The 22,149-nt window shown below is 62.3% G+C and carries 18 protein-coding genes; 13 read left to right on the top strand and 5 right to left on the bottom strand.

Features of this window, described 5'->3' with window-relative positions:
* Positions 1-31: 31 nt before the first annotated feature.
* The 4 genes from proX (at position 32) to IFT80_RS19415 (ending at position 5,050) form a co-directional block, all read left to right on the top strand.
* Positions 32-1,057: a glycine betaine/L-proline ABC transporter substrate-binding protein ProX gene (gene proX / locus IFT80_RS19430; protein ID WP_192138111.1), complete on the top strand. Its 1,026-nt coding sequence runs from the start codon at positions 32-34 to the stop codon at positions 1,055-1,057.
* 227 nt (positions 1,058-1,284) lie between these two features.
* Positions 1,285-2,604, top strand: a complete 1,320-nt coding sequence (locus tag IFT80_RS19425; protein WP_192138149.1) for an FAD-dependent oxidoreductase — start codon at positions 1,285-1,287, stop codon at positions 2,602-2,604.
* Positions 2,605-2,655: 51 nt separating this feature from the next.
* Positions 2,656-3,558, top strand: coding sequence for a dihydrodipicolinate synthase family protein (locus IFT80_RS19420; RefSeq protein WP_192138110.1), 903 nt, complete (start codon positions 2,656-2,658; stop codon positions 3,556-3,558).
* Between the two features lies 1 nt (position 3,559).
* A complete protein-coding gene (locus IFT80_RS19415; protein ID WP_122476611.1) occupies positions 3,560-5,050 on the top strand; it encodes an aldehyde dehydrogenase in 1,491 nt (496 codons plus the stop codon).
* Between the two features lie 75 nt (positions 5,051-5,125).
* Here the strand turns inward: IFT80_RS19415 and IFT80_RS19410 are convergent, their stop codons facing one another.
* The gene (locus IFT80_RS19410; protein WP_192052776.1) at positions 5,126-6,136 is read right to left on the bottom strand and encodes a GlxA family transcriptional regulator; all 1,011 of its coding nucleotides are present in this window, start codon (positions 6,134-6,136) and stop codon (positions 5,126-5,128) included.
* A gap of 225 nt (positions 6,137-6,361) precedes the next feature.
* On the opposite strand from IFT80_RS19410, the gene IFT80_RS19405 reads away from it, so the two are divergent.
* The 8 genes from IFT80_RS19405 to IFT80_RS19370 all read left to right on the top strand — a co-directional run bounded on the left by IFT80_RS19405 (position 6,362) and on the right by IFT80_RS19370 (position 15,464).
* Positions 6,362-8,008 (top strand): Na+/H+ antiporter, encoded by a 1,647-nt coding sequence (locus IFT80_RS19405; RefSeq protein ID WP_192102502.1) that lies wholly within the window; start codon positions 6,362-6,364, stop codon positions 8,006-8,008.
* Positions 8,009-8,139: 131 nt separating this feature from the next.
* On the top strand, positions 8,140-9,009 hold the full coding sequence (locus tag IFT80_RS19400; RefSeq protein WP_192102501.1) for a LysR substrate-binding domain-containing protein: 870 nt from the start codon (positions 8,140-8,142) through the stop codon (positions 9,007-9,009).
* 152 nt (positions 9,010-9,161) lie between these two features.
* A complete protein-coding gene (locus tag IFT80_RS19395) occupies positions 9,162-10,238 on the top strand; it encodes a putative 2-aminoethylphosphonate ABC transporter ATP-binding protein (RefSeq protein ID WP_192102500.1) in 1,077 nt (358 codons plus the stop codon).
* 1 nt (position 10,239) lies between these two features.
* Positions 10,240-11,964, top strand: coding sequence for a putative 2-aminoethylphosphonate ABC transporter permease subunit (locus tag IFT80_RS19390; protein ID WP_192102499.1), 1,725 nt, complete (start codon positions 10,240-10,242; stop codon positions 11,962-11,964).
* 16 nt (positions 11,965-11,980) lie between these two features.
* A complete protein-coding gene (phnX, locus tag IFT80_RS19385) occupies positions 11,981-12,808 on the top strand; it encodes a phosphonoacetaldehyde hydrolase (protein WP_192102498.1) in 828 nt (275 codons plus the stop codon).
* 55 nt (positions 12,809-12,863) lie between these two features.
* On the top strand, positions 12,864-13,874 hold the full coding sequence (locus IFT80_RS19380; protein ID WP_122801054.1) for a putative 2-aminoethylphosphonate ABC transporter substrate-binding protein: 1,011 nt from the start codon (positions 12,864-12,866) through the stop codon (positions 13,872-13,874).
* 13 nt (positions 13,875-13,887) lie between these two features.
* Complete coding sequence (locus IFT80_RS19375; protein WP_192102497.1) at positions 13,888-15,027, top strand: TIGR03364 family FAD-dependent oxidoreductase; 1,140 nt, start codon at positions 13,888-13,890, stop codon at positions 15,025-15,027.
* Between the two features lie 107 nt (positions 15,028-15,134).
* The gene (locus IFT80_RS19370) at positions 15,135-15,464 is read left to right on the top strand and encodes a hypothetical protein (RefSeq protein WP_185794259.1); all 330 of its coding nucleotides are present in this window, start codon (positions 15,135-15,137) and stop codon (positions 15,462-15,464) included.
* Here IFT80_RS19370 and IFT80_RS19365 read toward each other — a convergent pair.
* From IFT80_RS19365 to map, 4 genes are all read right to left on the bottom strand, one after another.
* Positions 15,461-16,195: a M12 family metallopeptidase gene (locus IFT80_RS19365; protein WP_244652488.1), complete on the bottom strand. Its 735-nt coding sequence runs from the start codon at positions 16,193-16,195 to the stop codon at positions 15,461-15,463. The two genes, IFT80_RS19370 and IFT80_RS19365, sit on opposite strands and share 4 nt — an antisense overlap.
* A gap of 66 nt (positions 16,196-16,261) precedes the next feature.
* Positions 16,262-17,458 carry a succinyldiaminopimelate transaminase gene (gene dapC / locus IFT80_RS19360; protein WP_185794261.1) on the bottom strand — a complete coding sequence of 399 codons (1,197 nt, stop codon included), beginning with the start codon at positions 17,456-17,458 and terminating at the stop codon, positions 16,262-16,264.
* A gap of 1 nt (position 17,459) precedes the next feature.
* Positions 17,460-20,162, bottom strand: a complete 2,703-nt coding sequence (locus tag IFT80_RS19355; RefSeq protein WP_122476591.1) for a [protein-PII] uridylyltransferase — start codon at positions 20,160-20,162, stop codon at positions 17,460-17,462.
* A 53-nt stretch (positions 20,163-20,215) separates the two neighbouring features.
* Complete coding sequence (gene map, locus IFT80_RS19350; RefSeq protein WP_122476589.1) at positions 20,216-20,998, bottom strand: type I methionyl aminopeptidase; 783 nt, start codon at positions 20,996-20,998, stop codon at positions 20,216-20,218.
* 346 nt (positions 20,999-21,344) lie between these two features.
* Between map and rpsB the strand changes: the two genes are divergently transcribed.
* Positions 21,345-22,085 (top strand): 30S ribosomal protein S2, encoded by a 741-nt coding sequence (gene rpsB / locus IFT80_RS19345; protein ID WP_049862289.1) that lies wholly within the window; start codon positions 21,345-21,347, stop codon positions 22,083-22,085.
* The last annotated feature ends 64 nt before the right edge of the window (positions 22,086-22,149 follow it).

The following is a 22,149-nucleotide window of genomic DNA, read 5'->3' as shown; positions in this document are numbered from 1 at the left end:
CACCCTATCTAACCCTTGAACGTGGTGACTCATGAACCCTGCAACCCTCCAGAAATCCGCGCTTGCCAGCCTCGCCGCGGCAGTCCTTGGCACCGTTCTGAGCTTCGGGGCGTTCGCCGCCGATGCCAACAAGCCTGGGGACGGCAAGTCGATCACCCCCATCTTTCCATCCATCGCCGAAGAGCGTTTCAGGGGGGAGGTGGCCATAGCCGGCCTGAAAGACCTGGGCTACAACGTCAAGCCACCCAAGGAGGTCGATTACCCGGCGATGTTTCTGGCACTGTCGTACGGTGACGCGGACTTCACCGTGCATGAGTGGGGCGCCTTGCATGAAGGCTTCTACAACAAGGCTGGCGGCGATGAGTCGATGATCAAGGTCGGCGAAGTGATGAAGGGAGTACTGCAGGGGTACATGATCGACAAGAAAACTGCAGACGCCTACAACATCAAGGACCTGTCGGATCTGAAGAAGCCGGAAATCGCCAAGCTGTTCGACAGCAATGGCGATGGCAAGGCCGACCTGACCGGATGCAACCCGGGGTGGGGGTGCGAAGTCATGGTCGAGTACCACATGAAAGCCTATGGTCTGGAGCCTACGGTGGTTGACAACCGCGGCTCGTACTTCGCCCTCATGGCCGACACCATTGCGCGCTTCGAACAAGGCAAGCCCATCCTGTTCTTCACCTGGGTGCCGCAGTGGATCGCCGGCGTACTGGTGGAGGACCGCGACGTGGTCTGGCTGCCGGTGCCCTTCACCTCGCTGCCCGATGGCAAGGAATCCAAGGACACTTTCTATAACGGGAAAAACCTGGGCTTCCCGGTAGACACCGTCTACGCGGTGATGAACAAGGAATTCTCGGAAGAGAATCCGGTGGCCACCAAGTTCCTGTCCGAAGTGCGTATTACCACGGCCGATGAAAGTGCGCAGAACTTGCGCATGCAGAAAGGTGAAAAGTCCTTGGCCGATATCAAGCGGCATGCCGCCGAATGGATCAAGGCGCACCAGGCCGAATACGACGGCTGGCTGGCGGACGCTCGCGCCGCGGCGAAGAAATAGACGCATGACACAGGGGCCGGCTGCCGCGCCGGGCCCTGTGCCTGCCCGCACCCGGCGGCGCCTGACGATGATTGCCGTCAGGGCCGCTACACCCTGTCACCGCACTGCCTTGCCGATACGTACGTATCAACGGACCGCGTCCGGCTGCGCGCGTACTTCTCATTGGCGCTGTTACCTGTCCGTGAACTCATGCTGGCGGCAGGCAAACTCAACTATCGATGGTCACGATCATGAAAGTTACTTCGCTGCCTGCGGACGACAAGACCTGTGGTTGGTTTCATCTGAGCTACCCACGCACGCCGATGCCCACTCATTCGGGACACAGGACTGCGCGTTGGGTCGTGGTAGGCGCAGGATTCACCGGTCTGGCGGCTGCACGGCAGCTGGCGCTGCGCTTTCCCGACGAAGAGATCGTGTTGGTGGAGGCCCAGGAAGTCGGGCTCGGCCCCTCGGGCAGGAATGCCGGTTTCGCCATCGACCTGCCCCACGATATTGCCGCTGAAGATTACATCGGCGATATCGAACTGGCCAAGATCAGCCTCAGGTTGAACCTGGCTGGGCAATTGTCGTTGAAGGAGTTGGTCAGCCAGCACGCGATCGATTGCCAGCTCAAGGCCTGCGGCAAGTATCAGGCGGCAGTCGAGGAGCGCGGCATCGCCGTACTTGAAGCGTATCGCCGGGGACTGGACAAGCTCGACCAGCCCTACCAGATGATCGGCGCCGATGAACTGCCCGATCACCTCGGGACGCGTTTCTACCGAAAGGCCCTGTACACCCCAGGCGCGGTGCTGATCCAACCGTCTGCCTTGGTCAAAGGCCTGGCTGACAGCCTGCCTGCGAACGTCACGCTCTACGAGCGCACGCCGATCACCGATGTCGAGTATGGCGCCAAGACGGTCCTCAGGCATGCCCATGGCAGCATCACCGCCGACAAGCTGGTATTGGCCAACAACTCGTTCGGCATGCGTTTCGGTTTTCTCCAGGGGCGAATGTTGCCGATCTACACCTACGGCAGCATTACCCGTCAGCTGACCGAGGAAGAACAAGCGGCGCTGGGTGGCAAGCCGTTCTGGGGCGCCATTCCGGCGGATCCCTTCGGCACCACGGTCAGGCGTACCCCGGACAACCGGCTGCTCATTCGCAACAGCTTCAGCTTCAATCCCGATGGACGCAGCAATCAGAAATTCAACGACCGCTTCGTGCGTCGTCACAAGGCGTCATTCGATGTGCGCTTTCCCATGTTGCCGCACGTGAACTTCGAATACACCTGGGGCGGCGCCCTGGCGATGTCGCGCAACCACAACGGCTTCTTCGGTGAGCTGGCCCGCAACGTCTACGGTGCCCTGGGTTGCAATGGCCTGGGCGTCACGCGGGGCACCATCACCGGGAAGCTTCTCGCCGACTGGCTGGCCGGCGAACACGACCCCCTGATCGACTACCTGCTCAGTGCGCCGTGGCCCAATACCAACCCGCCGCAACCGTTTCTGTCAGCGGGGGTGAACATGAATTTGAAGTGGGGACAGTACCGCGCCGGACGCGAGAGCTGACATGTTTCGAAGTGTTCGAGATTCAGACATTCAACTACTGGAGGCTACACCATGAACTTTGACGGCATCTTCACGCCCGCCATCACGCCACTGAAGGCGGACGGCAGTATCGACCCTGTCGCGTTTGCCGAAGTGCTCGAATACCTGATCGATTCGAAAGTGCATGGCGTGATCATCGGCGGCTCTACCGGCGAGTACTACGCGCATTCGCCGCAAGAGCGCATCGAGTTGGCCAAAAAGGCCAGGGAAGTCATCGGCTCGCGCTTGCCCCTGGTGATCGGCACCGGTGCGATCCGCACCGAAGACTCGGTGCAGTTCGCCGAACAGGCTCGGCAGATCAAGGCCGATGCCATCCTGGTGGGGTCGCCGCCCTATGCACTGCCGACCCAGCATGAAATCGCCGCCCATGTGCTGGCCGTCGACCAGGCCGCCGGGCTACCCATCATGCTCTACAACTATCCCGCACGGATGGGTGTGGCAATGGGCAACGAGTTCTTCGAGGCCGTGGCGCACTGCACGAATATCGTTGCGATCAAGGAGAGCTCCGGGGAAATGGCGCGGTTGCACCGGCTGGCTACCGCTCACCCTGCCATCCAGATTTCCTGCGGCTGGGACGACCAGGCGCTCGAGTTCTTCGCCTGGGGCGCGCGCAGCTGGGTCTGCGCCGGTTCCAACTTCATTCCCCGCGAACACGTTGCGCTCTATGAAGCCTGTGTGATCGACAAGGACTTCGACAAGGGACGGCGCATCATGGCCGCGATGTTGCCACTGATGGATTTTCTGGAAGCCGGCAAGTTCGTCCAGTCCATCAAGTACGGCAGCGAGCTCAGTGGCCTTCACGCAGGCGGTGTGCGCGCCCCCCTCAAGGGCTTGGAAGAAGCCGAAAAGGCCGAGCTTGCCGCTGTCGTGAGCACCCTCAAGCAGAACGTTGCCCACATCACTGGGGAGGCATGAAATGACCGAGTTGCTGAGCAAAGAAGGCTATCTGGAACTGGCCGGTCGGCTTGAGTACCGTACCCAGGCGTTCGTGGATGGCACATTCCACCCCGCACGGTCGGGCAGGACATTCGCCACCCGCAACCCGGCAACCGGTGCGCATCTTGCCGATGTGGCCGCCTGCGATAGCCAGGATGTCGACCTGGCAGTCGCCAGCGCCAAGGCCGCCTTCGAAGATGGCCGCTGGAGCACGCTGTCTCCCGCCGCGCGTAAGGCCGTACTGCTCGGCTTCGCCCAGTTGCTGGAAGACAACGCCCACGAATTGGCCGTTCTGGAAAGCCTGGACAGCGGCAAGCCTGTCCGTGAATGCCAAGGCATCGACATTCCCGAAACCATCAACACCATTCGCTGGCACGCCGAGCTGGCCGACAAGATCTACGACGCTACCGCGCCCGTCGGTTCCGGCGCCGTGACCATGGTCGTGCGCGAGCCCATAGGTGTCGTCGGCCTGGTCCTGCCGTGGAATTTCCCGCTGCTCATGCTGGCATGGAAAATCGGTCCTGCACTGGCTGCAGGCTGCTCGGTGGTGGTCAAGCCGGCCGAGGAAACCACGCTGAGCACGTTGCGGGTGGCTGAGCTTGCGTATCGGGCCGGCATTCCTGCTGGCGTCTTCAACGTCGTTCCGGGCAGTGGCCAGGAGGCAGGCGAACCGATTGGCCGCCATCCGGACGTGGCCATGATCAGCTTCACCGGTTCGACGGATACGGGTCGTCGTTTCCTCAAGTACTCCAGCGAATCCAACCTGAAGCGGGTCGTGCTGGAATGCGGTGGCAAGAATCCAGCGGTGGTGATGGACGATGTGGAAGACGTGGATCAGGTCGCCCAGCACGTGGTCAACGGCGCCTTCTGGAACATGGGCGAAAACTGCTCGGCGTCTTCGCGGCTGATCGTGCACAAGGACATCAAGGAAGCACTCATCAAACGCGTGGTCGTGCACCTGCGCGACTGGCAGATGGGCGACCCACTCGACCCAGAGAACCGTTTGGGGTCGATGATCAGCAAGGCTCACTTCGACAAGGTACGCTCCTACATCGACCAGGCCTCTGACGAAAAACTCGAGTTTCTGGTCGGCGGAGGTGAAGGCGCGCCCATGTTCGTCGAGCCGACGATCATCGATGGCGTCGGGCGCGACAGTCGTCTCTTTCAGGAAGAAATCTTCGGCCCGGTGTTGACCGTGACCACCTTCGACACCGTTGAGCAGGCGATCGAGTTGGCCAACGACACCGCCTACGGCCTGGCCGCGTCGGCCTACACCGGTAATCTGCGCAATGCGCTGAAACTCTCCCGAGGCATCCGCGCCGGCATCGTCACCGTGAACTGCTTCGGCGAGGGTGATGCCTCGACGCCATTCGGCGGGTACAAGGAATCCGGTTTCGGCGGGCGTGATAAATCGATCTGGGCCCATGATCAGTACACCGAGATCAAGACCATCTGGATCGACGCGTCGTAACCCTGCCAGTGAGCGCCCTCTTGACCCTATCCCAGGGTCGGGGGTAGCCCGCACCGGGGTAGGCTACAGACGGCGTCACACTTCATAGCGCTGTTCCCTGGAAGGCGGATAGCCGAAGAAGCTTCGATAGCACTTGCTGAAGTGAGGGCCGGAAACGAAACCGCACGCGATCGCCACTTCGGTGATCGGCATGCTCGAGTTCTGAATGAGCCGGCGTGCTTCGGTGATGCGCAGGCGCAAGTAGTAGCGCTGCGGTGTGGTGGACAGTTGCTCGCGAAACAGGCGCTGCACCTGTCGCCTGGACAAGTGGACACAAGCGGCCAGCTGTTCCGGATCCAACGATTCTTCCAGGTTGGTCTGCATCAGCTGGATGATTTCGCGCAGCGGCCGGCTCAGATGCTGCTGCCGACCCAGATCGACCTTGCGTGAGCGGGGCTGGTCGTAGTTGAGCAGGTCGGCGATCGCCTCGGCCAATGCCTGCCCGCACTGTTTCTTGAGCCAGTTCACCATGACGTGATAGGCGCCAGTGGGGGTGGCGGCCGTGAGCCTGTCACGGTCGATGACGGCCACCTCCGTAGTCACGCTGGCGTAGGGCGAGCGTTCGGACAGCGCAGTGCGTTGCTCCGGGTGAATGGCGCAGCGATACCCATCCAGCAGGCCGGCTTTTCCCAGGTACCAGGCGCCGTTCCAGAGCCCGCCGAGCGCCACCGGTGTCCTCGCCAGTTTCTTCAACAACACCGTCAGCCAAGGAGGAGCGATTCGGGTGGTGCGCAGACCGCCACACACGATCAACACATCCAGTTCCGCCATTCGCACGTCGGTAAGGGGGGTGTCCGGTCGGATCGGTATGCCCAGGTCACTGACCACCTCGGTGCCGTTGCCCGAGAAGGTGCGCGTCTTCACCGCGCCTGGCCTGATCATGTTGGCGGTCGACAGAACCGCCAGTGCCTGGGTAAAGCAGGGCAGGGAGAAACCGTCGAGCAGCAGAAAGCCAATGACGCAGACCTTGTGATTCGCCCATTGCAGCACTGGCGCGGGCGGATCGGGAAACGTTGCCGTCGATGAGTGTGCGGTGTCTGGCAACATGGCTGCTTGATCCTGACGGGTGTGTCCAGTCTACGGACAAGCCCATGGCGCAAGAATCTACATTTTCGCCGGGCTTAGGATGATCCAGGGTTATCAGCGCCGGGCCACTCGACTGACGTTGCCGACCCGCTCTACCGACGAGTCGTGTTGTGTCATGTCATGCGCCAACCGTGCGTAAGCCGGTACCATGGCCACTGTCTGTCGATTCAAAGGAAATCCTGCCCCATGCAAACCGCCTACACCGTGCTGATCCTGCTCATGCTGGTCGGCGTTTCGCGGTTGGTCGCCCGCGTCATTCCCTTGCCATTGCCACTTTTGCAGATTGCAGCCGGGGCGATTCTCGCCTGGCCGACCCTGGGCCTGCACGTGGCGCTGGAGCCCGAGCTGTTCCTGTTTCTGTTCCTGCCGCCGCTGCTGTTCTCCGATGGTTGGCGCATCCCCAAGCGTGACCTGTGGCATTACCGCGGCCCCGTGCTGATGCTGGCCGTGGGGCTGGTGCTGTTCACAGTGCTGGGCGCGGGGTATTTCATTCATTGGCTGCTGCCCGATATCCCCCTGCCGGTGGCCTTCGCCCTGGCCGCCGTGCTGTCACCCACCGATGCGGTGGCAGTATCGGCGATCGCCCAGGACCGTTTGCCGACGCCCCTGATGCGTATCCTGCAAGGCGAGGCATTGATGAACGATGCATCGGGCCTGGTGACCTTCAAGTTCGCCCTGGCCGCGGCGATCACCGGGGTGTTCTCCCTGGCCGATGCCAGCGTGACGTTCGTTCTGGTCGCGGTCGGCGGCCTGGCATTGGGCGTGCTGCTCAGCTGGGTGGTAGGGCGCCTGCGCGTGTGGATGATCGCCCGTGGCTGGGACGATCCAGCGACGCACGTGGTGTTCATGCTGCTGCTGCCGTTCGCCGCCTATGTGCTGGCCGAGCGCCTGGGAGCTTCGGGTATCCTCAGCGCAGTGGCCGCCGGCATGATGCAGAGCTGGCTCGACTTGCTGCCCCGCCAGACGCGCACGCGCATCCTCAACCGCAGCGTCTGGGCCCTGCTGGAGTTCGCCTTCAACGGTTTGATCTTCCTCCTGCTGGGTCTGCAGTTGCCGGACATCGTCAAGGCGGTGATCAGCCACGAACCCACCCTGTGGCCAGCCTTGTCGTGGCGCTGCCTGGAAGTGCTGGCGATCTTCGGCATCCTGCTGTTGCTGCGCTTCGTCTGGGTCCAGAGCACCTGGCGGGCAATATCGTGGGTACGCCGCCTGCGCGGCAAGACCACCATCACCCGCCTGCCCGACGCACGCTCCTGCGCCTTGCTGACCCTGGGCGGCGTGCGTGGTGCGGTGACCTTGGCCGGTGTCATGTCGGTGCCCTTGCTGATGGCGCCCGGCCAGGCCTTTCCCCAGCGTGACCTGCTGATCTTCATCGCCGCCGGTGTCATCCTGCTCTCGCTGGTAGTGGCCTGCATCGCTTTGCCGCTGTTGTTGCGCGGAGTCGCCGCCAGCGATGACCAGAGTGCTCGCCAGGAGGTGCGCGATGCCTGGCGCTACACCGCCGAATCGGCCATCCGTTCGCTGGAAGAGGAAGACCAGGCGCAGAAGGCCACCGAACAGGACGCCAGCCAGGCCGCACTTGCAACCGAACTCAAGGCGCGCATCATGTCCGAGTACCGGCAGCAGTTGGCGGTGTTCGAAGACTCCGCCGAAGCCCAGGCGCTGGCCCGGCAGATGGACCAACTGGAACGCCACCTGCGCATCAAGGCCCTGCGTGCGCAACGCCTGGCGTTGTATGAAATGCGTCGACAACGCAAGATCGGCGACGACGTCGTGCGCGAAGTGCTGGCCGAACTGGACATGAACGAGGCGAATCTGGGCCTTGGGCGCTGAGCGTTGGCCGCAGAGTCGAGCCGCCGCTGCGGTGTAACCTCGAAGCCCGGGCCTGGCCATCGACAGAACCCGGCCCCATGTCACCCAGCGGACAATCCAATCTCGCTGTATTGCAAGGAACCCGCCCGACCATGCTCAGTGCAGAACTCAAGGCTTTCTACACCGTCGCGCTTTTGGGCAGCGTCACCCAGGCCGCCAAGAAGCTTGGCTTGAGCCAGCCGACGGTCACCACGCAGATTCGGCAACTGGAAAGCCGCTACGCCGTGGAATTGTTCTATCGGGGAGGGCGTCGTTTGACTGTCAGCGACGAGGGTGCCCGGCTGTTGCCCAAGGTCAAGGCGCTGTTGCAGCATGAGGCAGATATCGAGTTTCATTTGCGAAACTGCGGCCAGGCCCTTGGCGCATTGAGGATCGGAGCGACGGCGCCTTACTATATCCTCGATCTCATCAAGTCATTTCGCGAGCGGCTGCCACACATCGATGTGTCGGTGCAGATCGGCAACTCCCAGGATGTACTCGAGGCGCTCGAAGACTACCGGGTCGACCTGGCGGCCTCCTCGCAATGGCTCGACGACCCTCGCTTGATGCACCTGGTGCTGGGCACCGATCCTTTGGTACTGGCCGTTCACAAGCAGCACCCGCTGGCTGTGCAAAAATGTGTACCGCCCAGCGCGCTGGCGGGCCAATGCCTGTTGATGCGCGAACATGGCTCGACCACCAGAACCTTGACCGAGCAGTTTTTGAACAGCCATCAGGTTCGCCCAGGCATCGAGCTGGAAATCGGCAGCCGGGAATCCATCCGCGAAGCCGTTCTGCGCAATATCGGCGTGAGCCTGATCGCGCGCCAGGAAGTGCCCGTCAATCCGGACCTGCGGATCATTGCGATAGAAGGCGCGCCGCAGATCGCCGAGTATCTGTATTGCCTCAAGGACCGCAGGCAGGCCCGTTTGCCGGCGGCTTTTCTCGACGTCGCTCGCGACAGCATCGCGCGTCAGCTGTAGCCGTCCTGGAGACTGGGCAAATTCACCAATAGGACTATCGCCAGCTTTTGGCTATCTGCCACATCGTCGTCGCAATAACGCCCTAGCATTGCCTCATCGACACGCATGCCGCACTCCACAGGCGGCGCGTGCTCCACTTGATGAGGTGCCCCATGCTGCGTTCCAGCCCTACTGATGAAGCCTCTCCAGGCGTGACGATACGGATCGCCGGTCTGCGCAAGAACTTTGGCGCGTTCAAGGCGCTGGACGACGTATCCCTGGAGATCTCGCCGGGCGAACTGGTGTGCCTGCTCGGCCCGTCGGGGTGCGGCAAGACCACGTTGTTGCGCTGCATCGCAGGGCTGGAACAGCAAAATCGCGGGGCTATCTACATGGGGTCCAGGGATGTCTCCAACCTGCCGCCCCAGGCCAGGGACTATGGCATCGTGTTCCAGTCGTACGCGTTGTTCCCCAATCTCACCGTCGAGCAAAACATCGGCTACGGCCTCGCCGGCAGCGCGCGCGATATCGTTCGTCAGCGGGTCGCTGCCATGCTCGAGCTGGTAGGGCTGACCGGCAGCGAGAAAAAGTATCCGGGCCAGCTCTCCGGTGGTCAGCAACAGCGCGTCGCCTTGGCCCGTGCGCTGGCTCCCGCGCCGTCCTTGCTGTTGCTGGACGAACCGATGTCTGCGCTCGACGCCCAGGTGCGCGAACACCTGTGCACCGAGCTGCGCACGCTGCAGCAGCGGCTTGGCATTACCACCTTGATGGTTACGCATAACCAGGAAGAAGCCATGCTGATGGCTGATCGGATTGCGGTGATGAACCAGGGGCGCATCGAGCAATACGCCAGCCCGCAATCGATCTATGAAAGTCCCGAGACGCCGTTTGTGGCCAACTTCGTGGGGCAGGGCAACTGGTTGGCTTTCGAAGGCAATGGCAATGGTCATGCGCAAGTGGGCCCACTTCAGTTGCGACTGGCCGATGCCGTCGCCCCCCGCTGCGTCGGGCGCCTGTTCTGCCGTCCCGAGTCGATCTGCGTGAACCCTCGGCACTCGGAGGAAAACCTGTTCGCGGCGCAGATGCAGAACGTGACCTTCCTCGGCAACCGGTGCCGAATGAGCTTCGAATTCGACGAACTGCCGGGCCAATCGCTGACCGCCGAAATCAGCGCGCGTCAGCTGCCCCCTTCGGGCACACGGCATATCCAGGTGGCATTGCCGCCACACAGCTTGCAGGTGTTTGCCTGAGATGCTTACCGCCAAGTTGTCAGTGAGCGGCAAAGGTCATGCACGCCGGGCTCAGCGCGCCGACCGGGACGACCAGGTATTCGTCGTCGGTGGCAAAGTGCTGTTCTTGCTGCTCCTGGTGATGGCGCTGCTGTTGCCGTTGCTGGCGATCTTCTGGCGCGGTTTCAGCGGCGATGCAGGGCAGGGCGGTGGGCTGATCGCAGCGCGGGAGCTGCTGGGCAGCGACAACTTTCACTGGTTGCTGGGTAACAGCCTGCGCGTTTCGGTCAGCGTTGCGCTCATCGTGGTCCCCCTGGCCTACCTGTTTGCCTACGCGCTGCAACGCACCCTGATTCCTGCCAAGGGCCTGTGGCGCGGAATATCCCTGCTGCCACTGCTGGCGCCATCGATGCTGCCCGCCATCGCGCTGATCTACCTTTTCGGTAACCAGGGGCTGCTGCGCGGCCTGTTCACCGACAACATCTACGGGTTCTGGGGCATCGTCATCGGCGAGGTGATCTACACGTTTCCCCACGCCCTGATGATTCTGCTCTCAGCGCTCTCGATGAGCGATGCGCGCCTGTTCGACGCGGCCTCGAGCATGGGCGCCAGCACCTGGCGGTCATTCCACAGCATCACTTGGCCCGCGACGCGACAAGCCGTGTTCGCCGCGTTCTGCCTGGTGTTCACCCTGACCATCACTGACTTCGGCGTGCCCGTGATCGTCGGCGGTGACTATCAGGTCCTGGCCATCGAAGCCTACAAGGCAGTGGTGGGTCAGCAACAGTTCGGCCGTGGGGCGCTGATCGGCATGGTGCTCCTGGTGCCCGCACTGATCAGCTTTTCGATGGATGCCTGGTTGCGCCGCCGCCAACGTTCGTCCATGAGTGGCCGGGCGCAGGTACTCACGCCTCAGCCCTCGCGAGGGCGGGACGGCTGCTACCTGTTGATCGTGGTGCTCATCTGCGGCTGCCTGCTGGCGGTGCTGGGCATGGCGGTGTTTTCTTCCCTGGTGAAATTCTGGCCCTACAACCTTTCGTTGTCGTTCAAGCACTACCTGTTCAGTGAAACCGCAGGCGGGGGATGGCTGGCCTATCGCAACAGCCTGGTGCTGGCGAGCTGCAGCGCGGTGGTGGGGAGCGCGCTGATCTTCACCGGTGCCTATCTGATGGAGAAAACCCACGGGCAACCCGCCCTCAACCTGGCCCTGCGCATACTCACCTTCATACCCATGGCCGTGCCGGGCCTGGTGCTAGGCCTGGGCTACGTCTTCTTTTTCAACCTGCCTGACAACCCATTGCACAGCCTCTATGGAAGCATGGCGCTGCTGGTGATCTGCACCATCGCTCATTACCTGACCACCGCGCACATGACGGCAACCACCGCTCTGCGCCAATTGGACAGCGAATTCGAGGCGGCCGCGCGATCCCTCAAGGCTCCCCTGTATCGGCACTGCCTACGCGTCACATTGCCGATTTGTCTGCCCGCGCTGCTGGACATCATTCGCTACTTGTTCGTCTCGGCAATGACCACCGTTTCCGCTGCCATCTTTTTGTACTCGCCAGACAGCATCCTCGCGGCGGTGGCCGTACTGAACATGGACGACGCGGGCAATGTCGGCGGCGCCGCCGCCATGTCGACACTGATCCTGTTCACCTCGGCAGCCGTTTCCCTTTTGCTCGCCTGGGTTTCACGCGGCTTGCTGCGACGTTCACAAGCCTGGCGCCAGAGCACGCCTACCTGCTGATTTTTCGGAGAACACCATGCACTATCAAGCCCCTGCCCAACTGCAAGCGGCCATTCTCGACTGGGCCGGCACCGTCGTCGATTTCGGCTCTTTCGCGCCCACCCGAATCTTCGTCGAAGCCTTTGCCACGTTCGATATCGAACTGAGCCTGGATGAAGCTCGTGGCCCCATGGGCATGGGCAAGTGGGACCACATTCGCAGCCTGTGCGACCAGCCGCAGATCGCTGCGCGCTTCGAGCAGCGTTTTGCCAGGCCACCGAGCGACGCGGACGTGACGGCCATCTACGAGCGCTTCATGCCGCTGCAGATTGCCAATGTCGGCAAGCACAGCGCGCTCATCCCCGGTGCGCTGCCGGCCATCAAGCACATGCGTCAAGCCGGGCTCAAGATCGGCACCACCTCCGGATACCCTCGGCAGGTCATGGACCACGTCGTGGCACTGGCCGCAGTGGCGGGCTATCAGCCCGATCATGTGGTGGCTGCCGACGATTTGCCAACCGGCCGCCCCGGCCCCGCCCAGGCGTTGGCCAACGTCATCGCCCTGAGCATCGGTGACGTCGCTGCCTGCGTGAAGGTCGACGACACCTTGCCGGGCATTCTCGAAGGCCGCAGCGCAGGGATGTGGACGGTCGGGCTGCGCTTTTCCGGCAATTTTCTCGGCCTGGACCACCCGGCCTTCCAGGCGCTCACGCCCTCCGAGCTTGATCGGCACAGGCTGCGCATCGATGCCCTGTTCGCCCCGGTACGGCCCGATTACCTGGCCGACACCATTGCCGATCTGCCAGCGATCATCGATCGGATCAACGCACGCATGGCTCGTGGTGAAACCCCCGGCAGCCATTGATAGAACCTGTTCGGCCAACCGATACCGCCTTGTCCACTTCACTCAGGATCAAACCATGTTCAAGCCCCTTGCCTTCGCTGCAGTGTTCGCAGGCTTCAGCCTTCACGCCAGTGCCGCCACCGAGCTCACCGTGTACACCGCACTGGAAGCCGAGCAGCTGCAGACCTATGAAAAAGCGTTCGAGAAAGCCAACCCGGATATCGACATCAAATGGGTGAGGGATTCGACCGGCATCATCACGGCCAAACTGCTGGCCGAAAAAGCTCGCCCGCAAGCCGACGCAGTGTGGGGTCTGGCCGCCTCGAGCCTGGCAATCCTCGATCAGCAAGGCATGCTCGAAGCCTATGCCCCCAAGGATCTGCCCAAGATTGGCGCCAAATACCGCGACCCGGCCAATCCGCCGGCCTGGGTTGGCATGGATGTCTGGGCCGCCACCATCTGCTTCAACACCATCGAAGCCGAGAAGCAGAACCTGCCGCGCCCCGTGAGCTGGCAAGATCTGACCAACCTGGTCTATCGCGGCAAGATCGTGATGCCAAACCCAGCCTCGTCCGGTACGGGCTTTCTGGACGTCAGCGCCTGGCTGCAAACCTTTGGCGAGGCACAAGGCTGGACCTACATGGACGCGTTGCACCAGAACATCGGGCAGTACGTCCACTCCGGTTCGAAGCCCTGCAAGATGGCCGCAGCGGGTGAGTTCCCTATCGGCATTTCATTCGAATACCCGGCGGTACAGCTCAAACGTCAGGGTGCGCCACTGGACATCATCCTGCCAAAGGAAGGCCTTGGCTGGGAGATCGAGGCCACTGCCGTGATCAAGGGCACCGCCCATCCCGAGGCCGCCAAGCGCCTGGCTGATTTCTCCGCCAGCGCGGCGGGCATGGAACTGTACAAGCAAAACTTCGCGGTGCTGGCCCAGGAAGGCTTGGCCAAGCCTCCCACCGAGCTGCCTGCCGACTACGAGCAGCGCCTGATCAAGAATGACTTCGCCTGGGCCTCGAAAGAGCGCGACAACATTCTGGCCGAATGGCGCAAACGCTATGACGGCAAATCGGCCAAGCCATAGGGAGTGGGTTGAAATGAATCGGTATGAAAGTGATTTGCTGGTGGTGGGTGCGGGTATTCTCGGGCTTTCCCACGCCTATGCGGCGGCCAGGCGTGGCTTGAAAGTGCGGGTGTTCGAGCGTTCGGCGAGTCCGATCGGCGCGTCGGTGCGCAACTTCGGTCAAGCCCTGGTGACCGGTCAGCCACCGGGCATCATGCTCGACCTGGCCAAAGCCAGCCGCGGTATCTGGGCGAACTGGAGCGCTCGAGCGGGCTTCGAGCTCAAGCGTAACGGCTCGCTGTTGTTCGCCCGTACCGAAGCTGAGGAGAACCTGTTGGCCGCCTTCAGTACAGGACGCGCCACGGAGCACGGCTACCGGGTCGAGCTGTTGCGCGGCAAGCCGCTGGACGACTTGTACGGCGGCCGATTCAGCCACCACCGAGCGGCCTTGCACGGCATCGACGACCAGCAACTGTATTCGCGCGAAGCCATACCCAAGCTGGTTGACTATCTGCAGCGCGAGCTGGGCGTGGAGTTTCACTTCTCGACGTTGGTCAATGGCGTCGAGCCCGGAAAGCTGCAGAGCACCGCTGGACCCTTTCGTGGCCAGCAGGTCGTGGTGTGCTCCGGTCACGATTACCTCACGCTGCTCGCCGAACCCATGGCTGCGCTGAAGCCCCAAGTGTGCCGTCTACAGATGCTCCGCGCTCGACCCGTGTCGAACCTGAACCTGCAGCACTCGGTACTGACCGGTTTGAGTTGCGTTCACTACGGGGCTTTCGCCGATCTGCCCGAAGCGGCTGCCATCCGTCGCGAGATCGAGCGCGACAGTCCGCACCTCGAAACGCACGGCATTCACTTGCTGATCAGTCCGACACCCTACGGTGACCTGATCATCGGCGATTCCCATGAATACGGTGTGGACGCTTCGCCGTTCAATGCCGAGCAGGTCGACCAGTGGATGCTGGAGCTGGCACAGGACACCCTGGGCTGCAACATTCAGGTAATGGAGCGCTGGCAAGGTGTCTATGGTGCCAAGGGGCCCCAGCCGTTTTCCCGCTTGGACATCGCGCCAGGCTTGAGTGCGACGCTGATGCACAGCGGGGTGGGCATGAGCGTCGGACCGGCCCTGGGCGAGCAGGCGGTGGCGGACATGTTTGGGGCGTTCGCCTGATCTGATGCAGCCGTTGGACGGGTTATCGATGCGCTTTCAGGGATTGAACACGCGACTGGTTCTGTGTACTGTATATGCATACAGTAACTCATGCGAGGTCACATCCCATGCGCCGATTATCCAAACTGTGGACTGCCGTTGGTAGCGCTGTACCCGTGGTCGTTGGCTCGGCGCTGGGCGGGCTGGGCCTGGTTGACTTCAATACCCTGCTGGCTATCGCGCTGGTACCGCAGGTGGTTTTTCTGGTGATTGGCGAGTGGCCCGATTTCCAGCGCACCGGCCACCAGCAGGCGTGGGCGCAAGAGGAGTTCGCGCATCTACCGCGTTATACGGTGCGCCCGGTAGTGCGTCGACACCGGCTGATGGACAGTGCGGCCATGAATGAGGCGCTGGCCGAGTTCGACATCAACCAAGCCAGCCTCGGCCACGCGCGCTAGGCCACGACCTTGGGGTAGATGCGCCGAGCGAATTTCCGGTCGAGGCGGCTCAAGGTGTGATTGATGCCCACTTCCCAGTTGCCCACCGTCTGCTCCTGCAGCACCGAGTAATGCATGATCGACGCGCGGTCATAGGCCGTGCCCTTGGCCAGCGCCTTGTCGGTCTTGTCCAGCAGGTTGATGTCGACGGTCTGTTGATCAACGCCCTTGGCGGCGAAGTACGCATACAGCTTGGGGATGTCCCAAGGGATGTTTGCCTTGGGGTGCTGATGCTCGTGCAGCAGCCCCAGCACGTGGCCGAACTCGTGCAAGACGGTACGCCCGAACAACGGATCGTCCGGTTTGACGCCCAGGGCCATGGTTGCATCCATTGGGCTGGCCAGCAGCGCATCGGTGCCGACCTGACTGTAGTTGTCGTCGCCGTCGGTATAGATGCGGATATCGGCAAGCATGCCGTCGACGAAATCGAACTTCAGGTTGGCCGACCGCAGCCACTGCCGCGCCACTTTCTCGATGGCTGCCTTGTGCACAATAGGGGTGTCGTTGAAGAAACCAATGGTCAGCGTGCGGCCGGGCGCCCAGAATTTCGAGAACTGGCCCAGGGCGCGCTTGGAGCGTCCGTTCGGCGAAGCACTCAGCGCATTGGTCGGGCGTTCGGCCATGGCAACGCGGCGTGATGCCTCGGCATCCAGTTCAGGAAGGGTCTTGCAGAACAGGGGATTGCACATCATCGATGACTCCTTGAAAAGAGCCACCGATGATGTCGTTCAAACGCCATGCAAAAGCGTAGCTATGTGTTATCGACGCTCGAGAAAGCGACGAATGCGCTGGGCGGCTTCGACACACTCACCCAGCGGTGCGACCAGCGCCATGCGCACGCGGCCGGCGCCTGGGTTGAGCCCATCGACGTCGCGCGACAGGTAGGAGCCGGGCACCACGGTGACGTGCTCCTGCTCGAACAGCTCGCGGCAGAACTGCGCGTCGTCCATGGGCACCTTGGCCCACAGGTAGAAGCTGCCGTCGGGGCGCTTGACGTCCATTACCGGGGTAAGGATATCCAGCACGGCATCGAATTTCTCCCGGTACAGGTCGCGGTTGGCCAGTACGTGGGCTTCGTCTTCCCAGGCGGCGATGCTGGCCAGTTGGGTCTGCACGGGCATCGCACAGCCGTGATAGGTGCGGTACAGCAGAAAGGCCTTGAGAATATCGGCGTCGCCGGCCACGAAGCCCGAGCGCAAGCCCGGCAGGTTGGAGCGCTTGGACAGGCTGTGGAACACCACGCACCGCTTGAAATCGCTGCGCCCCAGCTCGGCACAGGCGGTCAGCAGGCCGGGCGGTGGCGCGTCTTCGTCGAAGTACAGCTCGCTGTAGCACTCGTCCGCGGCGATCACGAAGTCATGCTCGTCGGCCAGGGCGATGAGTTTCTTCAAGGTCGGCATCGGTACCAGGGCACCGGTTGGATTGCCGGGCGAGCACAGGAACAGGATCTGGCAGCGCTGCCAGACCTCGGCCGGTACCGCGTCGAAATCCGGGTTGAAGCCGTTCTGGTCCAGGCAAGGCAGGTAGTGCGGTGTGGTACCGGCGAGCAGGGCGGCGCCTTCGTAGATCTGGTAGAACGGGTTGGGGCTGACCACCAGCCCGTCGACGTCACGCTGTGCAACGGTCTGGGTGAAGGCAAACAGCGCTTCGCGGGTGCCGTTGACCGGCAATACGTGGCGCGCCGGATCCAGCCAGCCCGCCGGGACCTGGAAGCGTCGTTCGCACCACGCGGCGATGGCTTCGCGCAGTGCTGGAATGCCCTGGGTGGTCGGATACACCGCCATCTGGTCGAGGTTGTCGGCCAGTGCCTGCTTCACGAAGGCTGGCGAGGCGTGCTTGGGTTCGCCAATGGACAGGGCGATCGGACGTTTGTCCGCAGCGGCCGTGACGCCCGCCAGCAAGGCGCGCAGTTTCTCGAAAGGGTAGGGCTGCAGCTGGTTCAACGCGTGGTTCATATCAAATGCTCAAACGGGACAGCTCGACGCCGGGCGCCTGGCTGACACTGAGTTGGTCGATGATGGTGGCCTGCAGCCGACTGCACAGTTGCGGGTCGGACAGGGGCAGATTGTTCGCATCGGTAATGAAGAACACGTCTTCCACGCGTTCGCCCAGCGTGGAAACCTTGGCGTTCTGCAACGACAGGTCGAACTCCAGGAAGATCTTGCCGATGCGTGCCAGCAGGCCGGGCCTGTCGGGCGCGCTCAGCTCCAGGATGGTGACCGGACGCTGGGCATCGTTCTGGATGGTGACCTGCGGGGGGAACGCGAAATGCTTGAGCTGACGCGGCACGCGGCGATGAATGATGTTGGGGTAGTCATCGGGGTTGCGCAGCGCATCGCTGAGGCCCTGGCGAATCTGCGCGATGCGGCGCGGGTCGTTGCCGATCGAGCCGCCGTCGTTGTCCAGCACGATGTAGGTATCGAGCGTGAACTGGCTGCTGGAGGTGATGATGCGGGCGTCGTGGATGTTCAGGTTGAGCTGGTCCATGGCCGCCACCGTCACCGCGAAGAAATCGTGCTGGTCGGGCGCGTAGATGAAGATCTGCGTGCCGCCCTCGAAGTCGCGCTGGGTGGTTTCCTTGATCAGCACCAGCGGATCGCCATTGGCGGGCTGCTGCAGGATAGCATCGGTATGCCAGGCCACGTCGCCGGCGTTGTGGCGCAGAAAATAGTCGTCGCCCAGCTGCGACCAGAGCTGCTCGATGTCGTCCTGATCGGTGCCGCCGCGTACCAGTATCTCCAGCGCCGCGCTCTGCGTGCGGCGGATCTGCTCTTCGCGATCCAGCGGGTTCTCCAGGCCGCGACGCAATGCGCGCTTGGTTTCGGTGTACAACTGGCGCAGCAAGCTGGCACGCCAGGAGTTCCACAGGCTGGGATTGGTCGCGTTGATGTCGGCCACGGTGAGCACGTAGAGGTAGTCCAGGTGCACCTCGTCGCCCACCTGCTGGGCGAAGTCATGGATGACCTGCGGGTCGGACAGGTCCTTGCGCTGCGCGGTGGTCGACATCACCAGATGGTTCTGCACCAGCCAGACGATCAGACGGCTGTCCCAGGCGGGCAACTGGTGGCGCTGGCAGAACTGCGCGGCATCCACTGCGCCAAGCTCGGAATGGTCGCCGTTGCGACCTTTGCCGATGTCATGGTACAGCCCGGCGAGGTAGATCAGCTCCGGCTTGGGCAGGCGCTCCATGACCTTGCTGGCCAGCGGGAATTTCTCCGAAACCTGGGTGTACTGCAGCTTGCGCAGGTGCTTGATCAGGTTGAGCGTGTGCGCATCCACTGTATAGATGTGGAACAGGTCGTGTTGCATCTGGCCGATGATATCGCCGAACTCGGGCAGGTAGCGGCCCAGGATGCCGTAGCGATTCATGCGGCGCAGGTTGCGGTGAATGCCGACTTCGCACTTGAACAGCTCGATGAACAGGCTGGTGTTGCGGATATCGTTGCGGAAGCTGTCGTCGATCAGGTGGCGATGCTCGCGCAGCAGGCGGATGGTGTCCGCGCGCACGCCCTTGATCTCCGGGTTCTGCGCCATCAGCACGAAGATTTCCAGCATGGCGAACGGTGTGCGCTTGAAGACCTGGGTGTGGGTGGCCTCGATGTAGCCATCGTGCAGCTGGAAGCGCGAATTGATCGGCACCGTGGAGCCGGCTTCGGGGTCGCCGAGAATCACTTCCTCGAAATGCTGGATGATCAGGTCGCTGAGTTCGGCGATGCTCATCACCACGCGGTAGTACTTCTGCATGAACCGCTCGATGGCCAGTTTCGCATCGCTGTCCTTGTAGCCCAGCAAGCCGGCGATGGAGCGTTGGTGATCGAACAGCAGGCGATCCTCCGCACGCCCGGCAAGCATGTGCAGGGCGTAGCGCACTTTCCAGAGGAATTCCTGGGAAGAGGCCAGCAGGTTGTTCTCGCTCTCTACCAGGAAGCCTTCCCCGGCCAGCGCGTGCAGGTTCAGCGTGCCGAACTGGCGGCGCGCCACCCACAGCAGGGTCTGGATGTCGCGCAGGCCACCGGGCGAGCCCTTGACGTTGGGTTCCAGGTTGTACTCGGTGTCGTTGTACTTGTGGTGGCGGGCGTTCTGCTCGGCGCGCTTGGCCAGGAAGAACTCGCGGCTGGGCCACATCCGCTCGGTGCTGGTGACCTCGAGCATGCGCTTGCGCAGCCGTTCCGGGCCGGCGATGGTGCGGCTTTCCATCAGGTTGGTGATGACCGTGATGTCAGCGCGCGCCTGCTCGGCGCATTCATCTATGGAGCGCACGCTCTGGCCCACTTCCAGGCCGATGTCCCACAGCAGCGTGAGAAAACGCTCGATCGAATCGCGGAACACCTCGTAGTCGGCGCTCTCGAGCAGGATCATCAGGTCGATGTCGGAGTAGGGGTGCAGTTCGCCGCGACCGTAGCCGCCCACGGCGACCAGGGCGATGTCGGCATCCTCGTCCCAGTCGAACTGGCTCCACGCCCGCTCCAGAATGTTGTCGACGAACCAGGCACGGTCTTCGATCAGCCGACGAATGTCACGACCGTTGCGAAAACGCTCGTCGAGCACATCGTGTGCCTGGCGAATCGCCTTCTTGAAGGCTGCGATAGGGCTGGCCTTGAGCGCCAGTTCGGCCTGGAACTGGCCGCGATCGAACAACTCCGGATCCACCTGCGGCATGTCGTATTCCTGAAGAGATTAGTGGCCTGAACGGGTTGCCCGCACGCGTGGCTTCACGCCGAGACGCGGGGAATGGTGTCGTCGCTGCGCAAGGTGAAGATTTCGTAGCCGCTGGCGGTCACCACCAGGGTGTGCTCCCACTGCGCGGACAGCTTGCGGTCCTTGGTAATGGCCGTCCAGCCATCGCCCAGCACCTTGGTGTCGGCCTTGCCCTGGTTGATCATCGGCTCGATGGTGAAGGTCATGCCTTCCTTGAGCTCCATGCCAGTGCCGGCACGCCCGTAGTGCAGCACCTGCGGTTCTTCGTGAAACACCTTGCCGATGCCGTGGCCGCAGAATTCGCGTACCACGGAAAAACCGTTCTTCTCGGCGTGCTTCTGGATGACTTCGCCGATGTCGCCCAGGCGGCATCCGGGCTTGACCAGTTCGATGGCCTTGTACAGGCATTCCTGGGTCACCTGCGACAGGCGCTCGGCCCATACCGGCACGCTGCCGACGTGGAACATGCGGCTGGTGTCGCCGTGGTAGCCGTCCTTGATCACGGTGACGTCGATGTTCAGCACGTCGCCATTCTTCAGCGGCTTGTCATTGGGAATGCCGTGGCAGACCACATGGTTGATCGAGGTGCAGATCGACTTGGGGTAACCCTTGTAGTTGAGCGGGGCAGGGATGGCCTGCTGCTCGTTGACGATGTAGTCATGGCACAGGCGGTCGAGCTCTTCGGTAGTGACACCGGGCTTGACGTGAGGCGCGATCATCTCCAGCACATCGGCCGCCAGGCGGCCGGCAATTCGCATCTTCTCGATGTCTTCGGGGGTCTTGATGGTAACGGTCATTCGGGGCTCTCTGAGCGCTTGCGCGCGTTCGCAGGCTGGAAATCGAGGCGATTCTACCAGAGCCGCCGCGGACTGCCGCGCGGCGCTGGCGGCGCCTCTATATAAGAGGTGATGGCGCGCATTGTCGCGCGAATCAGGCAGCGGCGCAAAAGCCGTTGTGCATCGACGCTATTTCAGGTTTCTATATCGGGGCGGCTATGGTATAAAATGCGCCGCTTTCCGGGGATGCCCTGGAAGCAACCAAACCCACACACGTGTCGACACGATGACCTGGGTGCCGGAGGTTATGCCGCCGGTTGGTCATTGGGATACGTGGAGGCTTAACCCGACTTATCAAGGAACTATCATGTCCCAAGTCAACATGCGCGATATGCTGAAGGCCGGTGTGCACTTCGGTCACCAAACCCGTTACTGGAATCCGAAAATGGGTAAGTACATTTTCGGCGCGCGTAACAAGATCCACATCATCAACCTCGAAAAAACCCTGCCGATGTTCAACGAAGCACTGACCTTCGTAGAGCGCCTGGCCCAGGGCAAGAACAAGATCCTGTTCGTCGGCACCAAGCGTTCCGCCGGCAAGATCGTGGCCGAGGAAGCAGCACGTTGCGGCTCGCCGTACGTCGACCATCGCTGGTTGGGCGGCATGCTGACCAACTTCAAGACCATCCGCGCTTCGATCAAGCGTCTGCGTGACCTGGAAACCCAGGCCGAAGATGGCACGTTCACCAAGCTGACCAAGAAAGAAGCGCTGATGCGCACTCGTGATCTGGAAAAACTGGATCGCAGCCTGGGTGGTATCAAGGACATGGGCGGCCTGCCTGACGCACTGTTCGTCATCGACGTCGACCACGAGCGCATCGCGATCACCGAAGCCAACAAGCTGGGTATCCCGGTCATCGGCGTCGTCGACACCAACAGCAGCCCTGAAGGCGTCGACTACATCATCCCAGGCAACGATGACGCCATTCGCGCCATCCAGCTGTACATGGGTTCGATGGCCGACGCGGTCATCCGTGGTCGCAACCACGTGGCTGGCGGTACTGAAGAATACGTTCAGGACGCACCTGCCGCAGCGGTAGAAGGCTGAGTCTAGACGCCCAGCGTTTACTCGGTACGCAAAAAGGGGGCTAGGCCCCCTTTTTGCCACCTCG

It is taken from the genome of Pseudomonas sp. CFBP 8771, assembly GCF_014841695.1.
Lineage (GTDB): Bacteria > Pseudomonadota > Gammaproteobacteria > Pseudomonadales > Pseudomonadaceae > Aquipseudomonas > Aquipseudomonas baltica.
The sequence above is the reverse complement of the archived record's forward strand: the minus strand, read 5'-3'. Positions and strand labels throughout refer to the sequence as shown.